16 protein-coding genes are annotated in these 20,404 nt (G+C 63.3%); 8 read left to right on the top strand and 8 right to left on the bottom strand.

Annotated features, from left to right (window positions below; translation table 11 throughout):
* Positions 1-236 precede the first annotated feature (236 nt).
* The gene (locus BFX80_RS18200) at positions 237-1,409 is read left to right on the top strand and encodes a GGDEF domain-containing protein (RefSeq protein ID WP_084209427.1); all 1,173 of its coding nucleotides are present in this window, start codon (positions 237-239) and stop codon (positions 1,407-1,409) included.
* Positions 1,410-1,441: 32 nt separating this feature from the next.
* Here BFX80_RS18200 and BFX80_RS16170 read toward each other — a convergent pair whose 3' ends face one another.
* Positions 1,442-2,152 carry a phosphatase PAP2 family protein gene (locus tag BFX80_RS16170; RefSeq protein ID WP_084209426.1) on the bottom strand — a complete coding sequence of 237 codons (711 nt, stop codon included), beginning with the start codon at positions 2,150-2,152 and terminating at the stop codon, positions 1,442-1,444.
* A gap of 314 nt (positions 2,153-2,466) precedes the next feature.
* On the opposite strand from BFX80_RS16170, the gene BFX80_RS16165 reads away from it, so the two are divergent.
* Entirely contained in the window at positions 2,467-2,988 is a 522-nt protein-coding gene (locus BFX80_RS16165) for an META domain-containing protein (protein ID WP_077378721.1), read from the top strand.
* A gap of 131 nt (positions 2,989-3,119) precedes the next feature.
* On the opposite strand, the gene BFX80_RS16160 is transcribed toward BFX80_RS16165, so the two are convergent.
* Positions 3,120-5,963, bottom strand: coding sequence for a valine--tRNA ligase (locus BFX80_RS16160; protein ID WP_084209425.1), 2,844 nt, complete (start codon positions 5,961-5,963; stop codon positions 3,120-3,122).
* A 265-nt stretch (positions 5,964-6,228) separates the two neighbouring features.
* On the opposite strand from BFX80_RS16160, the gene BFX80_RS16155 reads away from it, so the two are divergent.
* Positions 6,229-9,201, top strand: coding sequence for an ATP-binding protein (locus tag BFX80_RS16155; RefSeq protein WP_084209424.1), 2,973 nt, complete (start codon positions 6,229-6,231; stop codon positions 9,199-9,201).
* 33 nt (positions 9,202-9,234) lie between these two features.
* On the opposite strand, the gene BFX80_RS16150 is transcribed toward BFX80_RS16155, so the two are convergent.
* The 3 genes from BFX80_RS16150 to BFX80_RS16140 all read right to left on the bottom strand — a co-directional run bounded on the left by BFX80_RS16150 (position 9,235) and on the right by BFX80_RS16140 (position 12,644).
* Positions 9,235-9,705: a DNA polymerase III subunit chi gene (locus tag BFX80_RS16150; RefSeq protein WP_077378736.1), complete on the bottom strand. Its 471-nt coding sequence runs from the start codon at positions 9,703-9,705 to the stop codon at positions 9,235-9,237.
* A 178-nt stretch (positions 9,706-9,883) separates the two neighbouring features.
* A complete protein-coding gene (locus BFX80_RS16145; protein ID WP_084209423.1) occupies positions 9,884-10,978 on the bottom strand; it encodes a branched-chain amino acid aminotransferase in 1,095 nt (364 codons plus the stop codon).
* Between the two features lie 145 nt (positions 10,979-11,123).
* Positions 11,124-12,644, bottom strand: coding sequence for a leucyl aminopeptidase (locus BFX80_RS16140; RefSeq protein WP_084209422.1), 1,521 nt, complete (start codon positions 12,642-12,644; stop codon positions 11,124-11,126).
* Between the two features lie 494 nt (positions 12,645-13,138).
* Between BFX80_RS16140 and lptF the strand changes: the two genes are divergently transcribed.
* The 3 genes from lptF to BFX80_RS16120 are packed head-to-tail and all read left to right on the top strand — an operon-like array spanning position 13,139 to position 15,775.
* A complete protein-coding gene (gene lptF / locus BFX80_RS16130) occupies positions 13,139-14,233 on the top strand; it encodes an LPS export ABC transporter permease LptF (protein WP_169477242.1) in 1,095 nt (364 codons plus the stop codon).
* Entirely contained in the window at positions 14,233-15,315 is a 1,083-nt protein-coding gene (gene lptG, locus BFX80_RS16125; protein WP_077378750.1) for an LPS export ABC transporter permease LptG, read from the top strand. The genes lptF and lptG overlap by 1 nt, the downstream gene beginning before the upstream one ends.
* A gap of 13 nt (positions 15,316-15,328) precedes the next feature.
* On the top strand, positions 15,329-15,775 hold the full coding sequence (locus BFX80_RS16120) for an RDD family protein (protein WP_240499617.1): 447 nt from the start codon (positions 15,329-15,331) through the stop codon (positions 15,773-15,775).
* 147 nt (positions 15,776-15,922) lie between these two features.
* On the opposite strand, the gene BFX80_RS16115 is transcribed toward BFX80_RS16120, so the two are convergent.
* On the bottom strand, positions 15,923-16,747 hold the full coding sequence (locus BFX80_RS16115; protein ID WP_077378753.1) for a hypothetical protein: 825 nt from the start codon (positions 16,745-16,747) through the stop codon (positions 15,923-15,925).
* A gap of 746 nt (positions 16,748-17,493) precedes the next feature.
* On the opposite strand from BFX80_RS16115, the gene BFX80_RS16110 reads away from it, so the two are divergent.
* Entirely contained in the window at positions 17,494-17,697 is a 204-nt protein-coding gene (locus BFX80_RS16110; protein ID WP_077378756.1) for a bacterioferritin-associated ferredoxin, read from the top strand.
* A gap of 456 nt (positions 17,698-18,153) precedes the next feature.
* The gene (gene bfr / locus BFX80_RS16105) at positions 18,154-18,633 is read left to right on the top strand and encodes a bacterioferritin (protein WP_077378759.1); all 480 of its coding nucleotides are present in this window, start codon (positions 18,154-18,156) and stop codon (positions 18,631-18,633) included.
* Positions 18,634-18,728: 95 nt separating this feature from the next.
* On the opposite strand, the gene BFX80_RS16100 is transcribed toward bfr, so the two are convergent.
* Positions 18,729-19,850, bottom strand: a complete 1,122-nt coding sequence (locus BFX80_RS16100; RefSeq protein ID WP_240499616.1) for a 5-(carboxyamino)imidazole ribonucleotide synthase — start codon at positions 19,848-19,850, stop codon at positions 18,729-18,731.
* A gap of 3 nt (positions 19,851-19,853) precedes the next feature.
* The gene (gene purE, locus BFX80_RS16095; protein ID WP_077378762.1) at positions 19,854-20,372 is read right to left on the bottom strand and encodes a 5-(carboxyamino)imidazole ribonucleotide mutase; all 519 of its coding nucleotides are present in this window, start codon (positions 20,370-20,372) and stop codon (positions 19,854-19,856) included.
* Positions 20,373-20,404: the final 32 nt, after the last annotated feature.

Here is a 20,404-nt window from a genome sequence, read left to right as displayed (position 1 = left end):
CAATGTCGGTGCGGGGCTGGCGGAACCGGCATTTGGGCTTATGCTGTGATCAGAACGATAATGCTCGCCGCATGAGACATGACACGTCATGCGGTGGCTTTCTGGTGTTGTGCAGGGCTACCCCTGCCGTCCAGACAGGTGCAGGCTCCATGACACTCCCCCTGTCGCGCGCTGGCCGTGTCCGTGTCATGAGAGTTTCGCCCACGTGATGACTGCCGAATGGCAAGGACTGCCTGATGTTGAGTGTTGCTCGTGCCTGGTTGCGTCAAGAACCGCGTCTGCTCGCTGTCGAGCATCGCCGTTTCTATCATGCCTATCTGTGGGTCTATCTGATGGTGCTGGGCCTTTATGTGGCCTGGCTGCCTGTCTTCATGGTGCTCAAGGCACCACGCCTGGCGTTCGCCAGCGGCATCATGGTGCTGGTGGGGCTGCTGGGAGTGCTGTTGCATCGTCAGCATCACATGCTGATGGCTCTGGTGCTGGTACTGGGCAGTCTGACGTTGATGACCTGGCTTGCCTCCTACTGCTTCGGCAATGCCGCCGGCTACGAGTATTACTTCTTCATCGTGATGGCCGGTATCCATCTTGCTCCCCTGTCAGGCAAGGTGCGTGTCATCAGCACGCTGTCTCTCTTCGTCGCTGCAGTGCTGTCGCTGATGGTGGCCTCTCAGCATGTTTCCGATGGCTTCATCCCTGTCTGGATCATGCAGTCATTCAACCTGTTTGCCGTCTTCATGCTGATGGTCACCTTCCTGTGGCGCATGCTGGCACTCACCGAACACTTCGAACGCCAGTACCGCCAGGATGCCAGTCGCGATGAGCTGACCGGGCTGTTCAATCGGCGCCAGGCCCTGCGCCAGGCGGAAAAATGGTGGCAGGACGCCGTGCCCTGCTCGGTATTGATGATGGATGTGGATCACTTCAAGCAGATCAATGATCTGCGGGGGCATGCGGCAGGTGATGAGGCCCTGAGACAGATCGGGCGCCTGCTCAATGCCACACTGCGCCAGGGGGATAGAGCAGGGCGTATCGGTGGTGAGGAGTTTCTGGTGCTGTTGCCGCGCAGCGGGCGCGGCGAGGCGATTTCCGTGGCGGGACGGATACGTTCCCTGCTGGCCAGCTCGCCGCCACAGTTTGCGGGAAGCGCCGTGCCGGTCACCGTCTCGATAGGGGTCGCCGTCAGTCATGAGTGTGAATCACTGGATGACCTGCTGCAGCTGGCGGATCGTCGCCTGTACCACGCCAAGCATCAGGGGCGCGACCGGGTGGTAGCGGGGGGTGAGCGGCAGCAGGAAAGGGAAGGCGAGTCGTGCAGCCTCTTGGCTGCCCCTGAGACGGCGCGCCAGGGGGAACAGGGTGAGCCCCCGGCAGAACATGGGCACTTTGCCGACAGGACACTCGTGGGGTGATTCGAGGCTGTCTTGCGCTCTCGAGTCGCTCTTCAGTTCTCGAGCGTGTGCCGGCCGAGGCCTGACAGGCAGCGCTCGATGGCTCTGGCCAGACGGCGCGCCACGGGCGTACACAGCACCCAGGGCAGAATGATCAGTGCAATGCTGAGCGAGCCCAGATAGACATCACTGAACCAATGGGCACCCACCATGATGCGTGGGGCACTCAATATCACCACGAATGCCAGACTCCACAGCGCGATGCGTCGTGGGGCGAAGGCCCACATGTAACCGGCGAAGACCATCAGCATCAAGCCGTGATCCCCCGGGAAGCTGTTCGAGGCCGAGTCCTTGGTCTTGAAGGACACCAGGTCGGAGAGATGCTGTGCGTGCTGGAAGACGCGAGTCGGACTGGCATGGCCGTAGCTGATGGCGCGCAGCACGAACAGCGAGATGATACCGGCGGTCAGCAGCATGGTGATGCCGAGGCTGGTCCAGCGCCGGTAGCGGTCGGGGCGCGAATCCTCAAGCATCGCCCAGCAGAACAGGACACCCATCAGGCCGAAGGCCGCCGCATCGAAGAACCGCGTGTTGAGAAGCCCCAGCAGGGTATCCCAGTGCGGATTGAGTGGCGAGATGAGGTGATTGAATGCCCAGAATACCCGGCCGTCCAGATCGGGCCAGAAATCCAGTGCCGGTATCCACCAGCTGATCAGCAAGGCGAATCCTGTGGCATTGAGTGCCAGTAGTCGTCTGGTCAGCATCTCCGTCCCTCCTGGTGCAGATGGTGCGAGGTATCATCAAGCATCAGCAAGCGATCCCTATCGCTGCCTCCACGGCGTATGGTAATTTCAAAGGCTCTTCAAGAAACACTGTTTTCGAATGTTCCAGGAGAGAAGCATCGTTGCGTCAGACGCGATCTGGCGGGCTATCGTCTCGCAAGCCAGTCGGCCTGTCGGGACCGGGATGGCGCAGGGCATCAAGGGGCTTGTGGTTTGTGCGACGGGTCTGCATGCTCGCGCCCGATCGTTTCATCAATGCCTGACATCGAGGCAGGCTCATCACGGGGGATCTCTTCATGAGCGTCATCTTGCGCCGTCTATCACTTGCCACTTCGCTGGCGATCGCGACTTCCCTGCTGGCCGGCTGCGCGGTCAGTCACTCAGGCGCGACGGACGCCGGGCAGGGCGGCGGGAGCGGTGCCGGCAGTGCGAGCCCTGCGCTGGTCGGTACCCCCTGGAGCTTCTCGAAGACCGAGGAGACCGGTGAGGCGCCCAATTTCCTGTTGCAGGCCCCGACACCGGAGCAGCTGGCGGATGAAGAGGATGACCGCCTGCGTCTGGTGGGCAGCAATGGCTGCAATCGTCTGATGGGGCCGGTGGTACTGGATGAGTCTCGCCAGACCCTGGAGATCGGCCCGCTGGCCTCGACCATGAAGATGTGCCCCAATCCGGAGCAGTCCAATGCCTTCAATCGCATGCTGGAGGAGGTGGCTCGCTATCAGATCGTCGGCAGTGGCGAGAGCGCTCGCCTGCGTGTGATGGATGACACCGGCTACCTGCTGGCGACCTTCATGCCTGTCGCGGCCAGCGACGACTGAGCGCCTGCGACGATTGAGCACCTGCGACGACTGAGCGCCTGCGCCGACTCCCGTGACATGCCCGGAATGAAGAAAGCCCCCGGCACCTTTCGGTGCCGGGGGCTTTTGCCTGCGATCAAGACGAGTGTGGCTTACAGCGCTTCGATCTTGGCGCGCTGACTTTCCAGCAGTGCAAGCTCCGCCTGGGCATCGGCCAGCTTGGCGCGCTCCTTCTCGACCACATCGGCCGGTGCGCGACCGACGAACTTCTCGTTGCCGAGCTTGTTCTCGAGACCGGTGATGACCTTCTGCTGCTTCTCGTGTTCCTTGTCGATGCGCTTGAGCTCGGCATCCTTGTCGATCAGGCCGGCCATCGGCACCAGCACTTCCAGCTCACCGACGCGCTGGATGGCGGACATCGGCGCTTCATCGCCCGCTGCCAGGAAGGTGATGCTTTCCAGACGGGCCAGCTTGGACAGGAACAGACGATTGGCTTCCAGACGCTCGGCGTCGCCGTCGGCCCCGTTCTGCAGGTAGACCTCCAGCGGCTTGCCCGGGGACAGGTTCAGCTCGTTGCGGATATTGCGCACCGCGATGATGATGCCCTTGAGCCACTCGATGTCACGGATGGCCTGCTCATCGATCCGCTCGGCGTCGGCCTGCGGCCACGCCTGGCTCATGATGCTCTCGCCTTCCACCGGCTTGCCGGCGTGAGGCGCGATGCGCTGCCAGATCTCCTCGGAGATGAACGGCATCATCGGGTGGATCAGGCGCAGGATGGTCTCGAGCGCGCGCACCAGGGTGCGACGCGTGCCGCGCTTGGCTTCCGCGCTGGCGTTCTCGTCCCACAACACCGGCTTGGAGAGCTCCAGATACCAGTCGCAGTACTCGTTCCAGATGAACTCATAGAGCGCCTGGGAGGCGTGGTCGAAGCGGAACTCTTCCAGCGCGCGGGTGACCTGCTGCTCGGTCTGCTGCAGGCGCGCGATGATCCAGCGATCGGCCAGTGACAGCTCGACGGCTTCGCCGTTGACGCCGCAATCCTGGTCCTCGGCATTCATCAGCACGTAGCGCGCCGCGTTCCACAGCTTGTTGCAGAAGTTGCGATAGCCATCGAGACGGCCCATGTCGAACTTCACGTCACGCCCGGTGGAAGCCAGTGACAGCAGGGTGTAGCGCAGCGCATCGGTACCGTGCGGCTCGATGCCTTCCGGGAACTCGTTGCGCGTGGCCTTGGCGATCGCCTTGGCCTTCTTGGGCTGCATCATGTTGCCGGTACGCTTCTCGACCAGCTCATCCAGGCCGATGCCGTCGATCAGGTCGATGGGGTCGAGCACGTTGCCCTTGGACTTGGACATCTTCTGACCGAGGCTGTCACGCACCAGACCATGCACGTAGACCTTGCGGAACGGCACTTCACCCTTGAACTTCAGGGTGAACATGATCATCCGCGCCACCCAGAAGAAGATGATGTCGAAGCCGGTGACCAGCACGTCGGTGGAGTGGAAGGTCTTGAGTTCTTCGGTGTCCGCCGGCCAGCCGAGGGTGCCGAAGGTCCACAGCGCAGAGCTGAACCAGGTGTCGAGGACGTCTTCGTCCTGACGCAGTTCGATGTCGGCACCCAGCTGGTTCTCGGCGCGGACTTCTTCCTCGTTGCGGCCGACATAGACGTTGCCGTCGTTGTCATACCAGGCCGGAATGCGGTGGCCCCACCACAGCTGACGCGAGATGCACCAGTCCTGCAGGTCACGCATCCACGCGAAGTACATGTTCTCGTAGTTCTTGGGCACGAACTCGATGTCGCCGTTCTCGACCGCCTCGATGGCCGGGCGTGCCAGCTCCTCGACGGCCACGAACCACTGGTCCGTCAGCAGCGGCTCGATGACGTCGCCGGAGCGGTCACCGTGGGGCAGGGTGTTGTTGATGGTCTCGACCTGCTCCAGCAGACCCAGCGCGTCCATGTCGGCGACCAGCTTCTCGCGCGCGACGAAGCGATCCAGGCCAGCGTAGGCGGCCGGCAGGCTGGCGTCTTCCTGGGGCTGCGGACGTCCCTGCAGGTCGTAGATCTCGGCGCGCTCCAGGATGGTGGCATCCTGGCTCATCACGTTGATCAGCAGATGGCCCTGACGCTTGCCGACTTCGTAGTCATTGAAGTCGTGTGCCGGAGTGATCTTGACGCAACCGGAGCCCTTTTCCATGTCGGCGTGTTCATCGGCGACGATGGGGATGCGACGGCCGACCAGCGGCAGTTCGATGAACTTGCCGACCAGGCTTGCGTAGCGCTCATCCTTGGGATTGACGGCCACGCCGGTGTCACCCAGCAGGGTTTCCGGGCGCGTGGTGGCGACGACGACGTAGTCCTTGCCATCGGCGGTCTTGACGCCATCGGCGAGCGGATAGCGGAAGTGCCAGAAGCTGCCTTGCTGATCACGGTTCTCGACTTCGAGATCGGAGATCGCGGTGTGCAGGGTCGGGTCCCAATTGACCAGACGCTTGCCACGGTAGATGAGGTCTTCCTTGTGCAGGCGCACGAAGACTTCCTGCACGGCCTTGTAGAAGCCATCGTCCATGGTGAAGCGCTCGCGGCTCCAGTCGATGCTGGTGCCCATGCGACGCAGCTGACGCGTGATGTTGCCGCCGGACTCTTCCTTCCACTCCCAGATCTTGTCGGTGAAGGCTTCGCGACCCAGATCATGACGCGTCTTGCCTTCTTCGGCGGCGACCTTGCGCTCCACCAGCATCTGCGTGGCGATGCCGGCGTGGTCGGTGCCTACCTGCCACAGGGTGTTGCGACCCTGCATGCGACGCCAGCGCACCAGGGTGTCCATGATGGAATCCTGGAAGGCATGGCCCATGTGCAGGGAGCCGGTGACGTTGGGCGGCGGGATGACCAGTGAGAAGCTCTCGCCCTGGCCTGACGGCGCAAAGCGATTCTCGGATTCCCAGCGCTCGTACCAGCGCGTCTCGATGGCGTTCGGTTGGTAGGTCTTGTCCATGGGTCTGCAAATGATCCGGTTGGGCGGGACGTCCCGCGCCGGCTCAGTGAGCGGGGCAGCGCAGGCAGAAAATGGGCTCGATTATAGCGCCGCTGATGTCAGGCGTCATTCGGTCTTGGCGTGCAGGCTCTTGTGGCCCTCGCCAAGGGGACGGTTTCACAAAGCAGGCAACATCCACGCAATGATGCCGTATCCTGTCGCAACCTGCTGACGCCGAGGTGCCTCGCCTCGGAGTCTCCCTCCTGTTCCTGCTCGCGGAGCCGCAATGTCCAAGCCTCGCCCCACGGATGGTGCACCTCGTCCGACCCGTCGCTGGGTCTGGCATGAACTGCTGCGTCATGCACTGGTGCCACTGCTGGTGATGGAGGTGGCGCTGCTGGGCGGTTATCTGGGCTTGCACTGGCTGGTCGCGCAGCAGCAGGAAGCGACCCGTGAAGACCTGATCCGCACCCAGCTTGAGCAGCTGAGCCGTTATGAGGCGGAGCATGCCGGCATGGTGGTGGAGGATTGGCGCAGGGAAGTGCAGCAGCTGGCACACTCGGCACTCCGTGAGATGGATGCTCCCATCGCGCCGGGCGAGCGTGTCCGAGAGATGGCGCGTCATGTCTTCAGTGAGGATGGCACCCTCTACGTGGCCGAGGATGACGGGGAGGCCGGCTCCTATTATTCGTCGCTGGCCCCCAGTTATCTGCAGGACTACGGCAAGGTGGCACGGCTGTCGCGGCTGGATACGGTCATGCAGGACATGCTCGAGATCCGTCCCGAGCTGCGTCAGGCGTGGTTCTCCAGCTACGACGGCTATTTCCGTATCAAGCCGTGGATCGACACCCACGGCATCTTCACCCCCGGGGTGGATCTCACCAGCTACGGCTTCTATTACCTGGCCGATGATCGCAACAATCCCACGCGTGAGCCGGTCGTGACGCCGGCCTATCAGGACCCCGTCGGGGGAGGCTGGCTGATCTCGACCCTGATGCCGGTGCATCGTGGGGACTTCCTTGAGGGGGTCGTCGGTATCGATGTCACGCTCGATGCGCTGGCGAAGCATCTCGAGAGCACGCGACTTCCCTGGAACGCCTATCTGGTGCTGGTGAGTGGCAACAGCGTACTGGCCATGCCCGAGGCCGGTCAGAAGGATTTCGGGGTGCATGTCCCTCCGCGGATCGAGCCGACCCCGTTGACGCATGATCGCTTCCTGGAAACGGCACGTGATCAGAGCAAGTCGCCGGAGATGGTGCGCCTGCTGCATGGTATCGATGATGCTCCCCATGGCATGCGCAAGATACCGCTGCTCGCCGGTGAGCGGCTGGTGGCGTGGTATCCGGTGGCGGGGACGGACTGGCGGCTGCTGGCCGTGGTGGACCCGCAGCAGGTGGAAAGCGGCATCCAGCACTGGAATACGCGCTTCAATCAGTTGGGTTACGTGATGCTGGTCGGCCTGATCGCCTTCTTCCTGGTCCTGCTGGTGGTGATGCGCTGGCGGGCGGAATCCATGGCCACCACGCTTTCCGAAGCCCTGGAACGCTTGAGTGACATGGCGCTGCGCATCGGTCGCGGACAGCCGGTGGTGCGTCAGCGTTTTGCCTTGCAAGAGCTTGATCAGGCGGGGGAAGCCCTGCGGGAAGCCGCATTGCGGCGTGATCAGATCGAGCTCGAACGCGCCGAGGATGCCCGGCATGTCGAGATGGTGATGGCGGCCTCCGGTGATGCGACCTGGCGGTATGACTTCGAGCGTGATGATCTCCACTTCCACGAGAACTTCTTCCTGATGATGGGACTCCCCATCCAGGCCAGCATGCATCTGGCCGATCTCGATGCCATGACACACCCGGAGGACCTGGCGGGGATGCTGGAATCCCGCTGGCGCGTGTTGCATGGCGACAGCTGGGCCGAGGCGCGTGACGTGCGTTACCGCCATGCCGACGGCAGCTGGGTGTGGATGCAGGTGCGAGGTCAGGTGACCCGCCGCGATGGTGACGGACGACCGCTGCGTGCCACGGGGGTGGTGCTGGACATCCAGCGTCACAAGCAGACGCTGCAGGTGCTGGAAGCGGCACGTGACAGCGCCACCGAGGCAAGTCAGTCCAAGTCGCGGTTCTTCTCGAGCTTCAGTCACGAGATCCGCACGCCTCTCAATGCCATCCTGGGCTTCACTGACCTGCTGGCGGACGAATCGTCCCTGACGCGCGAACAGCGTCGCTATGTGGATGAAGCGGGCCACGCGGCAAGCCAGCTCTCGGCGCTGATCGAGGACGTGCTGCAGATGTCGAGCCTTGAAGCGGGAGAACTGCCCCTCGATTGCCAGCCTCTGTCGATCGGCCAGCACCTGATTCGCCTCGTCAGTCAGTACCAGCCGCGGCTGGACCAGGCGGAACTGACGCTGTCACTGGCGCTGGAAGAGGCGTCGCTGTGGCTGAATGCCGATCGCCGTCGTCTGGACCAGATTCTCGGCAACCTGATGGGGAATGCCATCAAGTACAACCGCGCGGGCGGCTGGATACGTCTCGCTCTTGGGCGCGGTATCGACTCCCACGGCCAGGAGATGGCCTGGGTGGATGTCGAGGATGGTGGCTTCGGGTTTGACCCGAATCAGGCGGCTCAGCTGTTCCAGCCTTTCTCGCGTCTGGGTCGCGAGGATTCGGGAATCGAGGGCACGGGCCTCGGGCTTGCGCTGTCGCGTGAGCTGGCGCGGCGGATGCAGGGGGAGATCACCGCGCAGAGCGTACTGGGCGAGGGGGCCTGTTTCCGGGTATGGCTGCCGTTGGCGGATGTCAGTGCCCATGAACAGGTCGTGAAGGCGGCATGGTCGGCAGATCAGGCGCTGCCAGTGGCGTGTCGCTGGCTGGTGATCAGCACGCGCGCGGAGGACAGACTGCGCCTGGAAGTGATCGGCAGCCATGTCGCCAATCTGGACATCATCACTGCCAGCAGCGCGGCTCAGGCCTTGCGCCTGGTGCGTGATGTCAGTCCCTGCATGGTGATCTTCGGAGACGTCGCCGACATGAGCGTGGCGTCGCTGTTCAGCGAGATCCAGCGTCTGCCGCGTGAGGCGCCGTTGTGGGCTGTGCGTATCGGCGAGCGAACGGGTGCGGAAGCCGATGGCCTGCCGCCGGAATTCTTTGCGGTGGGGGAGAGTCCCCCCGGCATGCTGGACGTCGAGCACTGGATCGAGTGGCTGATCGTGCGTTTTCGCGAGTTTCTCGAGGCTCGGGAGCAAGACGAGGAACGCGAGCGCTGAGTCGGCTGACAGCACCACCGGCACCTGCCGGCGTCAGCTCACGCCCTTGAGCTGATGCGAACGCACCGCATAGCCGCGTGACTTGTAGGTACGCCAGCATTCGCGCTTGGTGACCAGCACATCCTGATGCTGGTTGATGATCTCGGCGACGCGCTCGAAACGCGAGAACCACTCGGGGATCTCGGGGTGCAGGTTGAGCAGTGCCTCGATGCCCGGTGCCGGCGCGTCCTGCCAACCGATGGTCACGGGCGGACGTGGCACGTCATCGGCGTGTTCGGCTTCGCGCGCCGCGAGATCCAGATCGATATCCAGCGCATGGGGTACGAAGCTCTCGGGGCGGAACTGCCACAGGTGCTCATCGAACTGACGCGCCATCGCCTCATCCTCGACATGCACGTGCAGGCGGAACCCCTTGGCATGGATGGTCTCGGCCAGACGGCAGGCGAATTCCAGCCGGGCTTCCAGCGTGGTATCGGGCAGGATGTAGAAGTCGATCTGGGTCATGGGCACCGCTCGTGGCAAGAGTTCGCGAGCGCTCAGGATACCGCACTCGCCACGTGGCTTCGATGCAGGAGGGACTCGGTACGCATCGGAAAGCGCGATATCTTCGCGTCTGCAAACATGAAGGCCCGCCTCTTGCGAGGCGGGCCTTCATGTTGTCGTCTGGCATGGGCCACAGGGCTTACGCCAGGCGGGTCATCCAGCCACGCGTGTCTTCGGCGCGACCGTATTGCAGGTCCAGCAGCTGGCGACGCAGACGCATGGCCACGTCGCCGGCATTGGCGGTCAGATCCAGACGCGCGTCTTCGCTGACCAGCTCGCCCACCGGGGTGATGACGGCGGCGGTACCGCAGGCGAACACCTCGGTGATCTCGCCGGAGGCGATACCTTCGCGCCACTCGTCGATGCTGACCGGGCGCTCTTCCGGCGTCAGGCCGAGATCACCCGCCATGGTCAGGATGGAGTCACGGGTGACACCTTCCAGAATGGTGCCGGTCAGACGCGGCGTGACCAGACGACCATCCTTGAAGACGAAGAACAGGTTCATGCCACCCAGTTCCTCGACCCACTTGTTCTCGGCGGCATCCAGGAAGACGACCTGATCGCAGCCATTGGCGGTAGCTTCGCTCTGGGCCGCCAGGGAGCCGGCATAGTTGCCGCCACACTTGGCAAAACCGGTGCCACCGGCCGCCGCACGGTTGTAATGCGAGGACAGCCAGATGGACACCGGCTTGATGCCGCCCTTGAAGTAGGCGGCCACCGGCGAGGCGATCACGTAGTAATCGACTTCACGCGACGGACGCACACCGAGGAAGGCTTCGCTGGCGATCATGAACGGGCGCAGGTAGAGGCTGCACTCATCGCTGGCGCTGGCGGGGGTCGGTACCCAGGCGCTGTCCTGGGCGAGCAGGGCCTTGAGCGAGCCGACGAAGTCCTCGTCGGACAGCTCCGGCAGTGCCAGGCGGCGGGCGGAGTTGCGGAAGCGTGCCGCGTTCTTCTCGGGGCGGAAGGTCCACACCGAGCCGTCTTCATGACGATAGGCCTTGATGCCTTCGAAGATTTCCTGGGCGTAGTGCAGTACCGAGGCGGCGGGGTCGAGGCTCAGCGGGCCATAGGGGCGGACTTCATGGCCGTGCCAGCCGCCATCGGCGGTCCAGCGGACGTGTGCCATGTGGTCGCTGAAGTGACGGCCGAAGCCGGGATTGGCCAGGATGGTGTCGCGAATGGCAGCATCCGCCGGTTGCGTGGACGCGCGGACGTCGAAGCCTTTGGTCACGTGGGTGTCTCCGTAGCAGCGAGACCCCCGGCGCGAAACGCCGGGGGTCGAATCATTTTTATAGGACCTCTGGGGTCAGCGGTGCCGAGTGGCGTGCCGACCCGCGTGTCTCAACGCTAGCACGCCATCGAGAGCATGCGAAGCCTCAGAGCGTCTCTTCCTGGGCGGCATTGAGTTCCGCTTCGCGATCCAGCAGATACTGGGTCAGCAGGCCCACCGGGCGGCCGCTGGCACCTTTCTGCTTGCCGGACTGCCAGGCGGTGCCGGCGATGTCCAGGTGCGCCCACGGGAAGGTGTCCGCGAAGCGGGACAGGAAGCAACCTGCGGTGATCATGCCGGCTTCACGGCCACCGATGTTGGCGATGTCGGCGAAGTTGGAATCCAGCTGTGCCTGATACTCGTCCCACAACGGCATGTGCCATGCGCGGTCCCAGGCTTCTTCCCCGGCATCCAGCAGATCCAGCGCCAGGTCATCATCGTTGGAGATCAGGCCGGTGGCGTGATTGCCCAGCGCGATGACGCAGGCGCCGGTCAGGGTGGCGATGTCGACGACGCTGGCCGGCTCGAAGCGCTCGGCGTACGTCAGGGCGTCGCACAGCACCAGGCGGCCTTCGGCGTCGGTGTTGAGGACTTCGACGGTCAGGCCCTTCAGGGTCTTGATGATGTCGCCCGGCTTGGTGGCACGGCCGTCCGGCATGTTCTCGGCGCTGGCCACGATGGCGACCACGTTGAGCTTGGGCTTGAGTGCCAGCACGGTGCGCATGGTGCCGAAGACGCTCGCCGCGCCGCCCATGTCGTACTTCATCTCGTCCATGCCGGCGCCCGGCTTCAGCGAGATGCCACCGGTATCGAAGGTGATGCCCTTGCCGACCAGCACGTGCGGTGCCTCGTTCTCGTCTTCCGCGCCGCGGTATTCCATCACGATCAGACGGCTCGGCTCTTCACTGCCACGGCCGACCGAGAGCAGTGACAGGGCGCCAAGCTTCTCGAGTTCTTCCTCACCCAGCACGGTCACCTTCAGTGCGCCTTCGGAGGTGCTGCCCAGTTGCTCGGCACGCTCGCCCAGATAGGTCGGGGTGCAGATGTTGCCCGGCAGATTGCCCAAGGTGCGGGCTTCGTTGACCCCTTCGCCGATGGCCGCGCCAATACGCAGACCCGCTTCCAGTTCTGCCTGCTGACTCTTGTCGGCACTTACCACGCTCAGACGGGTCAGAGAGGCAGGCTCGCCCGGCTGACTCTTCATCTCGGTGAAACGGTAGGCGTTGCGCAGCGCGCTCTCGGCGATCATGCGTGCCTTCCATGCGGCGTCGCGCAGCTCGATATCGAGGCCGACTCCCGCGAAGGCGGCGTCTTCCACCGGCAGCTTGAGCAGTGCCGCCATGGCGGCGTCCAGTCCGCGCTTGTAGCGGCTCTCGTCGAGTTTCTCGGCCTTGCCGAACCCGGCCAGCAGCAGGCGCTGTGCGCCGAGCCCCGGGGCGAAAGGCAGCAGCAGGGTGTTGCCCAGCTCGGCCTTGAAGTCGCCGCGTTCGATCAGCTGGGAAATCAGCTTCTCGCTGGCGTCGTCCAGACGTGCCGCGGCGCCTTCGAGTTCGCCTTCAATGACGGGAACCACCAGGCAGGCGGTCTCTAGCTGGGCCGGATTGACAGTGACAACAGGAAATTCCATGACAACTCCACGCGGGCGAGTAGGGGATACGAAAATGAGGATAGCGTCAGACCGAAGCGGGTCGGGCGTGTCGCGATATCCGGGGTCAGGCATCCAGGTCCGGCAGGGGCGGATGTGAAGAGGCTCTGCCGTCCATCGGTGTCTGACCGAGCATGACCTTTGAATGGGGACACTGGCCGCTGATGGCAAGCATCTCCCGGTGCCGTCCATCATGCGGAAGATCATGTGTCTGTCGCAAGGCATGGCCGCGACAAGGCTGCATGCTTTCTGGATAATGCTCGAGCATGCCCTTGCGGGGCTCGGCACGCCCAGTGTCATCGACACTCGATCGCACCGGGCCGAGGCGCAAGCGCAGGCCGGATGCCCAGTGTACGCAAAGGCGGTTCGGCATGCATGAGGGATGGTGCATCTTCATGTGTCCCGTATCGTGTCTTCACCGGCTATCATCGTTCTGGTCAACACGCTCGATTGCGAGTGGGAAACAGGAGTTTCATTTGATCATCTTCCGCTACCTGACACGCGAGATTCTCACCACCATGGCCGCGGTGGCCGGGGTGTTGATGCTTGTCATCATGGGCAGCCGATTCATCCGCTATTTCAGTGACGCGGCAGAGGGGGACTTCCCGGCCTCGATTCTCGGCAGCCTGATGCTCTATCACCTGCCGGGGTTCTTCGAGCTGCTGTTGCCGCTGTCCTTCTTCCTGGCCGTGCTGCTGGCCTTCGGTCAGCTGTACATGAACAGTGAGATCACCGTGCTGGTGGCCTGCGGTGTCGGCCCGGAGCGTCTGCTGCGCGTCACCTTGCTGCCGGCACTGCTGATCACGGCTCTGGTGGCGGCCTGCAGCCTCTACCTGACGCCGGCTGGCGCGCTGAAGAACGAGATGTTGCTGGAGCTTCAGAAGCAGAAGACCGACTTCTCGGTGCTGGGCGCGGGACGTTTTCAGCAAATCGGCGATCGCACCGTCTATGCCGAGAGCATGAGTGACGACAACAGCGAACTGAAGCACGTCTTCATCGCCGAGCGTGGCAATGACGGGGCCACCCGCCGCGATGACAGCGAACCGAGTCAGTCGGTGGTGCGCGCCGAGCGCGCCTTCCAGGACGTCAGCGAGGAGACCGGCAGTCGCTATCTGGTGCTGGCGGATGGCTCACGCTACGCGGTGGAGCCGGGCAAGTCGGCTTCACAGCGACTGGGCTTCGAGCGTTATGCGGTGCGGGTCAGCGAGGGGCAGAGCGAGGCAAGCCTCAAGGATGACATCGAACTCGTCTCCACCCGAGAGCTGTTGGCCACGCAGACGCCCGAAGCCCAGGCCCAGCTGCAATGGCGTATCTCTCTGCCGTTGATGGTGCCGATCCTGATGCTGATCGGTCTGCCACTGGCACGCGTCAATCCGCGCCAGGGCCGCTTCGCGCGTCTGTTGCCGGCCATCTTCGTGCATATCACCTACCTCAGCTTGCTGATCGCGGCTCAGAATGCCGTCGCGTCCGGCAAATATCCGGCCGCGATCGGCCTGTGGCCCATTCACGGCGTCTATCTGGCGCTTGGCCTCTGGCTGAGCTGGCGCGACAACCGCGGAGGTGGCCGCTGATGCTGCTTGATCGTCTCGACCGTTACATCGCGCGCAACGTGCTGCTGGCCATGCTGGTGGTACAGGTACTGATCCTCGGGCTTGACCTGATGATCACCTATATCAATGACCTGGGCGATGTCGAGGGGGATTACGGTGCCCTTGAGGTCTTGCTCTACCTGTTGATGAGGCTACCGTCACGTTTCTACGAATTCGTGCCGGTAGGGGTGCTGCTGGGGGCCTTGATCGGCCTGGGCAGCATGGCATCCAGCAATGAGCTGACCATCATGCGTGCGGCGGGCCGCTCCTTGACGCGCATCCTGTGGGGCGTGATGAAGCCGCTCGGGCTGGTGATCGCCATCACCATGGCCGTGGGAGAGTACGTGGCGCCTGTCACCGAGATGCAGGCCGATGCCTGGCGCGCCGAGAAGCAGCAGGGGGCGGGTGCCGTCTATGCCGAAGGCGGTGGCTGGCAGCGTGAGGGCAACAACTTCTATCGCTTCGGTTCGATCCGCAGTGATGATGTGGTGCTCAACGTGACCCGCTATCAATTCGATGATGATCAGGAGCTCAAGCAGGCCATGTACGCCCGGCGTGCTGTCTGGGAGGACGACCATTGGACGCTGGAGGCGGTGGAAACCACGGTCTTCGAGCGTGAAGGCGGCGAGGTGGCCTCCACGCGTGTCGAGCAGCAGGACTCACGCCAGTGGGATACCCGATTGACGCCGGACCTGCTCAAGCTGGTGATCACCGAACCCAAGCAGCAATCCGCCTCTGATCTGTGGCGCTACGCCAGCTATCTGAAGGGGCAGGGTCTGTCCGCCAACCAGCCATTGCTGTACTTCTGGCAGAAGATCCTGCAACCGCTGACGCTGGCAGCGCTGGTGCTGGTGGCAGCGTCCTTCGTGTTCGGGCCGTTGCGCACCGTGGCAGCCGGGACGCGCGTGTTCTACGGGATCATCGTCGGTCTGCTGTTCAAATACCTGCAGGACCTGCTGGCGCCGGCCTCGGTGGTCTTCGGGTTCGCGCCCATCTGGGCAGTACTGGCCCCCACGATCGCCTGTTACGTGATCGGCCTGCTGCTGATTCGTCGCAGTGGCTAGGGCACGGTGCCCGGTGGCCCGGCGCTGCTTCGCGCAGCAGGGCGTGCGCCCAGCCGGGCTGATGCGGCGTCTGGGCGGATTGGTGTATGACACCTTTCTGGTAGTGGCGCTGTTGATCGTGCTGGGGTTCGTGGGGGTGGCCGCGAATGGCGGAGAGGCCAATCAGTCGCCATTGTTCCGCTCGCTTCTGCTGGTGGCGGTGTTCGCCTTCTTTGCCTACTTCTGGAGTCGAAGTGGCATGACGTTGGGCATGCAGGCCTGGCGGCTGAGGCTGCAGACGCCGGAAGGCTGCGCACCGACACTGCCTCAGTGTCTGCTGCGTTTTCTGGTTGCCGGTCTCTCGCTGGGATGCGGTGGACTGGGGTATCTCTGGCAGCTATGGGACCCTGAACACCGCAGCTGGCACGACATCGCCTCAGGCACGCGCGTGGTGGTGGTGCCGAGGCCCAGCCGAGAGTGACGGCCCGGTAGGCGCCGCCTTGCGGGTGTCGTGCAAGGGCGGCGTGCAGGAATCGCCGTGAAAGGCATGCCGAATGCCGGAAAACACAACGCCCCGCCAGTCATCGACTGGCGGGGCGTTGTGTTTGTCAGGGGGGCAGGACGTGAATCAGACGCCCAGCAGGCCATCGAGGCGCGTGATGATGCGGTCGACCGTGGCGCGTGACACGACCAGGCTGTCTTCCTGTGCCGCGGTTTCCGGCAGCTCACGTGGCAGGTCGAGTACCGCGTTGCCCATGCCCTCGAAGCGCACGCCATCACGATAGCGCACGAAGGGCAGCTGGCCGATGGGGCGCTGACCGTCGTGGTCGAGGCGGGCCAGGCGTGTGAAGGCACTGACCGTGTCCAGCACCGGTGCGCTGGTCAGCGGCAGGTGGGTCAGGCGCCATGCCAGCCAGTCGTCCACTTCGACGGCTTCGTCACGCAGGGTGGCGAACCAGTGACGGGCCTGATCCAGGCGATAGCGGGCACGGCCCTGCTTGTCCAGCCACAGGACGTCGGCGCTGGCCTGACGCGGACTTTCCAGCTCGCCGGGCAGGTACAGCCAGGCCTCGGTAAGGCGATGCAGCGCGCCCGGCAGTGGCTCATCGAGGGTACGCTCGTTGAGCGAGTCCAGTGCAGCATTCAGGTCGCCCTGTTCGGCACTGCTTTCACTGTTGGCGTAACCGACGTTGTAGCGCCAGACGCGATCGGAGATTTCCTGGGTGACGACGTGATCGTGCGGCAGTGCGATGTGACTCATCAACTCACGTGCGTTGCAGCTCTCGTCCACCAGGCCTTCGCGACGCGCCTCGCGATAGAGATTGCGCAGCAGCGGATTGAGCGGCAGGCGGTGATGGTCCCCGAAGCAGCTGCCGGCATCGCGAACGGCGTCGAGATTGAGCGGCAGGTGGGAGGCGGCGTGATGTTCGGCGGTAGCGATGGATGCGGACATTGGGTCAGGACTCCTTGCAGTTTGGCAGTAGGCGAAACGAACGGACAGCAGACGGATTCGGGCCGGTCACGGCATCATCATGTCGCCCATCATCGGCATGCCGATGGGCCGAGTCAGGATGGAGGGCGTCGACGGAATCTCTTGCAGTGTCCTGTTCATGTGCTTTTCCTGATTGCCTGGCAGGTCGTGGCAGTCATTTGCCGTCGCCTTGCTGCGTGTGGGTCATCGTCATGAACGGCAGCGTTCTGGCGAAGTGACGCTAGCAGGAGGCGAGTGACCTGCCTGAACCATTGGATGTCGATGGCTCATTATTTTTTGTTGCGACTTGATTCTTGTCTGCATAATAAAACGTTATACATCTTAGCGTCCCTGTCCCAAATCGCAACCCCTGCCTTAGGCAGGTGACTCCCTTCTTTATACGGTGGGCGCTTTCATCGATGCAACGGATTTGAGAGCAGTGGATTTGAGAGCAATGGTTTGAGAACAGCGGGTTGAGGAAAGCGGGTTGAGGAAAGCGGGTTGAGGAAAGCGGGGAGAAAGTGGGGAGAACGGCGGGTCGAGAACCGTCACGCGGCTCTGGTCGGACGTTCACATCCCGCAGCAGCAATTCATGGCGCTGACGGTGGAAGACGGGGTAATGCAAGTGGTTGATATGTCATGCAAATGAGAATTTTTTGCAGTCAGGTGTTGCGCATCTTTCTGCGAATCATTTACATTTGTCTCACTTGGAGTGAGCGAGGTGAGCCATGTACGTCTGTCTGTGCAAGGGTGTATCAGACCACAAGATCCGTGAAGTCGTGGAGCAGGGGGCGCGCAGCTTCCGTGAGGTCCGCGAGCAGACCGGGTGTGCGACCCAATGTGGAAAATGTGCCTGCATGGCCAAGACGATCACCCGTGAAGCCGTGGCACGCGAAATGATGCCGGCTGACGATCTCGCCTACGCGGTCTGATGTCAGGGGGGGCTTGCCTCTCCTGGCCAGGATTGCCCTGTCGATGCAGCTCAGCGCCACGAGTCCATGTCATTCAAACGCCAGAGGCCCGATCACATGATCGGGCCTCTGGCGTTTTCGCATGCCGCTCCTTGCCGGGAGAGCTCATCTTTCCAGCTATCCTCTCTCGCACTTTCCTTTCTCGTGCTTTCCTCTCCCGGACTTTCATCGCTTGTGGGCTCACCTCGGTGTCCGTCTGCATATGACAACGCGGATACCAATCTTTCCCATTTGCGCCTAAAAGTCGATAACTTGTTGTCATGTCTCGAAAAATTCATGGTTTTGCGCCATACTTGCCGGACCTGACGAAGCGGGGCGAGTGCCTGATACGCCTCACCCCCGACGGCCCCTGACACCGGCATGCATGCCGGTCGCCGACCACAACGAGACCGCACCGGACAAGAGAGGAATGGCGACATGAAAGGCGATCCCAAGATCATCGAGCATCTCAACACCATACTGGGCAACGAGCTGGTAGCCATCAATCAGTACTTCCTGCATGCGCGCATGTACAAGGACTGGGGGCTCAAGCGCCTGGCCAAGTGGGAATATGACGAGTCCATCGAAGAGATGCGTCATGCGGACACCCTGATCGAGCGCATCCTGTTCATGGAAGGCCTGCCCAACCTGCAGGACCTCGGCAAGCTGCGTATCGGCGAGAACACCAAGGAAATGCTCGAGTGCGATCTGGCGCTGGAGCACCAGGCACATGGTGATCTGAAAGAAGCGATCGCCTATGCCGAGCAGGTCCGCGATTACACCTCACGTGATCTGTTCCGCAAGATCCTCGACGACGAGGAAGAGCATATCGATCACCTGGAGACCGAGCTGGGTCTGATCGAGAAGGTCGGTATCGAGCTCTACCTGCAGAAGCAGATCCATCACGAGATCGACTGATTCCAGGCGCGGCTTTCCAGGTCGTGACAGGAACGAAAACGCCCCCGCTGCCATCGGCAGCGGGGGCGTTTTGTCTTCAGTGGCGCAGAACCGGCTTACTTGCCCAGGTCATTGACCAGCAGCGCCTCGACGGCTGCGATGCGCGCGTCGAGACTGGCCTGGTCGGCGGCCAGCACCGTGATGTGACCGATCTTGCGGCCGGCTCGCGGTGCCTTGCCGTAGTCATGCAGGCGAGCACCGGGAATGGCCAGCACGGCATCGCGCTCTGGCATGCGCCCGATGATGTTGAGCATCGCGCAGGGGGCCAGCAGGGCTGTCTCGCCCAGCGGCAGGCCGGCGACGGCGCGCAGATGGTTCTCGAACTGGCTGGTGACCGCGCCCTCGATGCTCCAGTGACCGGAGTTGTGCACGCGCGGGGCGATCTCGTTGGCCAGCAGGCGCTCGCTGCCGTCCGCTTCCTTGACCACGAAGAACTCGAAGGCCATCACGCCCACGTAGTCGAGTTCGTGCATCACCTTGAAGGCAGCCGCTTCGGCCTCGGCCTGCAGGTCATGCGCGGCCAGCGGTGTGGCGCAGTGCAGGATGCCGCTGCGGTGCTCATTGCGGGAGAGCGGCCAGGCGCGTGTCTCACCGTCACGACCGCGTACCGCGATCACCGAGACCTCGTGATCGAAGGCGATGAAGCCTTCGAGAATCAGCGGCACGCTGCCGAGTTCGGCGAAGGTGTCGGCCACGTCCGTCATCTCGCGCAGCACCTTCTGACCCTTGCCGTCATAGCCCAGCGTACGTGTCTTGAGGACGGCAGGCAGGCCGATGGTGGCCACCGCGCTTTCCAGATCGGCCTGGCTGTCGACCAGCGCCAGCGGCGGCACCTCGATGCCCAGACGCATGAACAGCGACTTCTCGTTCCAGCGATCCCGTGCGGTATCCAGCGCGCCGGCCGGGGGATAGGTCGGACGCTCTGCCGCCAGGCGCTCGACGGCGTCGGCGGGCACGTTCTCGAACTCGAAGGTGATGGCATCGGAGGCCGCCACCAGCTGTGTCAGAGCGGCGTCATCCTGCCAGTCGGCGCGCAGATGATGGCCATGCACGCGGCCACAGGGCGAGTCGGCGGGATCAAGAAAGGTGAAGCGGGCATTGAGGGCGGCACCAGCCTGAGCCAGCATGCGACCCAGCTGACCACCACCGACGATACCGAAGCGGATCGGCTCGCTCATGATTCACTGGCCTCCATGCGACAGGCTGGGAGCATCGGGACGCGGGTCCGGATTGTCCAGCACGCGGTCGGTCTGCTCGGCGCGGAAGTTGATGAGCGCCGTGCGGATGGCCGGATACTTGTTGGCCAGCTGGCTGGCAGCCAGCAGCGCCGCATTCACGGCACCGGCACGACCGATGGCCAGGGTGCCGGTGGGGATGCCGGCGGGCATCTGCACGATGGAGAGCAGAGAGTCGACGCCAGACAGCATGCTGGACTGCACCGGCACGCCCAGCACCGGCAGCCAGGTCTTGGCGGCACACATGCCCGGCAGGTGGGCGGCGCCACCGGCTCCGGCGATGATGACCTCGAGACCACGCTCCGCAGCGGTGTCGGCATAATCGAACAGCAGGTCAGGCGTGCGATGGGCAGAGACGACCTTGACCTCGTGTTCGATCCCCAGGGCTTCCAGGGTCTCGACCGTATGGCACATGGTCGCCCAATCCGATTTTGATCCCATGATGACACCAACCAGTGCGCTCATGCTTCCTCCGCTCTTGACGTGGTATGAACCAG

The organism is Cobetia marina (assembly GCF_001720485.1).
Lineage (GTDB): Bacteria > Pseudomonadota > Gammaproteobacteria > Pseudomonadales > Halomonadaceae > Cobetia > Cobetia marina.
The sequence above is the reverse complement of the archived record's forward strand: the minus strand, read 5'-3'. Positions and strand labels throughout refer to the sequence as shown.

Coding starts and splice junctions, on each gene's coding strand:
- BFX80_RS18200 (WP_084209427.1), top strand. CDS start 237: ATGTTGAGTGTTGCTCGTGCCTGGTTGCGTCAAGAACCGCGTCTGCTC.
- BFX80_RS16170 (WP_084209426.1), bottom strand. CDS start 2,152: ATGCTGACCAGACGACTACTGGCACTCAATGCCACAGGATTCGCCTTG.
- BFX80_RS16165 (WP_077378721.1), top strand. CDS start 2,467: ATGAGCGTCATCTTGCGCCGTCTATCACTTGCCACTTCGCTGGCGATC.
- BFX80_RS16160 (WP_084209425.1), bottom strand. CDS start 5,963: ATGGACAAGACCTACCAACCGAACGCCATCGAGACGCGCTGGTACGAG.
- BFX80_RS16155 (WP_084209424.1), top strand. CDS start 6,229: ATGTCCAAGCCTCGCCCCACGGATGGTGCACCTCGTCCGACCCGTCGC.
- BFX80_RS16150 (WP_077378736.1), bottom strand. CDS start 9,705: ATGACCCAGATCGACTTCTACATCCTGCCCGATACCACGCTGGAAGCC.
- BFX80_RS16140 (WP_084209422.1), bottom strand. CDS start 12,644: ATGGAATTTCCTGTTGTCACTGTCAATCCGGCCCAGCTAGAGACCGCC.
- lptG (WP_077378750.1), top strand. CDS start 14,233: ATGCTGCTTGATCGTCTCGACCGTTACATCGCGCGCAACGTGCTGCTG.
- BFX80_RS16115 (WP_077378753.1), bottom strand. CDS start 16,747: ATGTCCGCATCCATCGCTACCGCCGAACATCACGCCGCCTCCCACCTG.
- BFX80_RS16110 (WP_077378756.1), top strand. CDS start 17,494: ATGTACGTCTGTCTGTGCAAGGGTGTATCAGACCACAAGATCCGTGAA.
- bfr (WP_077378759.1), top strand. CDS start 18,154: ATGAAAGGCGATCCCAAGATCATCGAGCATCTCAACACCATACTGGGC.
- BFX80_RS16100 (WP_240499616.1), bottom strand. CDS start 19,850: ATGAGCGAGCCGATCCGCTTCGGTATCGTCGGTGGTGGTCAGCTGGGT.
- purE (WP_077378762.1), bottom strand. CDS start 20,372: ATGAGCGCACTGGTTGGTGTCATCATGGGATCAAAATCGGATTGGGCG.